This is a genomic window from Lacticaseibacillus sp. 22, assembly GCF_055413445.1.
Window position 1 is genome coordinate 1 of the sequence record NZ_JBVAYD010000061.1, and the last position, 1,695, is coordinate 1,695.

The following is a 1,695-nucleotide window of genomic DNA, read 5'->3' on the forward strand; positions in this document are numbered from 1 at the left end:
CAAAAGATACTAGACAGGTTCTTAGTAGTTTACATGACGAGCCGCATGTTTGAGTAGTAATGGTGCTAATAACGTTGTTAGGATAATGGCAGTGATAATTGCCGAATAGTAATCATCACTGATTAGTTTGGATTGGTAGCCTATTTGAGCGATAATCAAGGCCATTTCCCCACGCGAGACCATCCCCGCACCAACGAGGTAAGCTTCATTCGAACTGAATCCGGCCCATTTAGCCCCACTTCCCGCTCCTAATAGTTTTGTCAGTGTTGCCACAATCGTCAATACGATAATTAATAACAAATCGTGTTCTATGCCAGCTAGTGACATATTTAAACCAATTGAAACGAAGAATACAGGAATGAAAATCGCATAACCGATTGGTTCGATACTTTGATCAACTTCATGAGCTACATGAGTTTGTGCAATCGCAATTCCTGCAAAAAAGGCCCCAATTACTGCACTCAGTCCAATCAGATCTGCAATATATGCCATACCAAAACACAAAATCATCGCCATTATAGTAGGTCCCACTGGATTCAATAATTTGGTGCCTAGTCTAGCGAGGAGAGGGGCGATAAAACGCATCACGAAATAAATTGCGGCAAAGTAAATTAGCTGCTCTAAAAAAGTCAGAGCTAGCGGTATCTGGGTATCCGTACCAGCCTTTGTACCTATTAAACTGACCATAATGCTAAGTAAAACGACAGCTAGCACATCGTCAACCACCGCGGCACCGAGGACTGTTGAACCGCTCTTACTATCAAGTAAATTTAGTTCTTTCATGACAGCAACTGAAATTGAAACCGACGTTGCGGCAAAAATAACGCTCAAAAACAAGCTTTCAAATTGTGTCAAGCCAAAAACAATACCAACTGGATAGATCAGTACCATCGGAATCAAAACTCCTAACAACGCGACAATTATGCTAGGACGCAAATATTTTTTAAGCAATGTAAGATCACTCTCAAGTCCGGCGATAAACATTAAGATGATAACCCCAATCTCTGAAAAAATATGGATGAAATCATTGGCGTGAACCCAATTCAACAACGCAGGACCAAGAATAATTCCAACAAATAATTGACCGATCACTGCTGGGATACCAACCCTAGAGGCTAGATGGCCAAATAGACTAGTTGCAATCAAGATGATCACCAAGGTACCTAAAAATTCCAAACAAAAACCTCCTCATACAAAAAACGTAAACCCAGATACCTCTTACACACCCCTGAAAGAGAACACCTTGAGCTTACGTCAACCGATTTATTTATTCATATTTTAATAATACTTCTTATATGCTAGCAAACTAATCAAAAATATTCAAGTAACGATAAGTTGTCACATTTAGTTACTTATTCGAAACACAGACACCGCCAACTTTAAAAGTGATTTCTGAATTTTCTTTACCTATTTTAAATATCTGGATCGTTTTCTCCAGCTATAAATCATGCTGGATACATAACCGAGCTAAAAAGACACCGTAGGTATATTATCAGGTCCAAGGAATCCAAACTAGCAGCGACCAAAACATCATTGATTTCTTGTTTGAGGCTGGTGTAATTCTTCTTTTCTATGATGAACCTTAAAAGGATCTGGTGCAAACAGTCTGAGAGATGACCATCTAACCAGCTATTGATCCTATGTTGAAGGTTATGCAGCTAACAATGCTTCTAAGAACCTGTCTAGTATCTTTTA

1 protein-coding gene is annotated in these 1,695 nt (G+C 39.2%); it reads right to left on the reverse strand.

Annotated elements, in window-relative coordinates:
• Nucleotides 1-21: 21 nt before the first annotated feature.
• On the reverse strand, nt 22-1,176 hold the full coding sequence (locus ACWP87_RS13705) for a cation:proton antiporter (protein ID WP_005688360.1): 1,155 nt from the start codon (nt 1,174-1,176) through the stop codon (nt 22-24).
• Nucleotides 1,177-1,695: the final 519 nt, after the last annotated feature.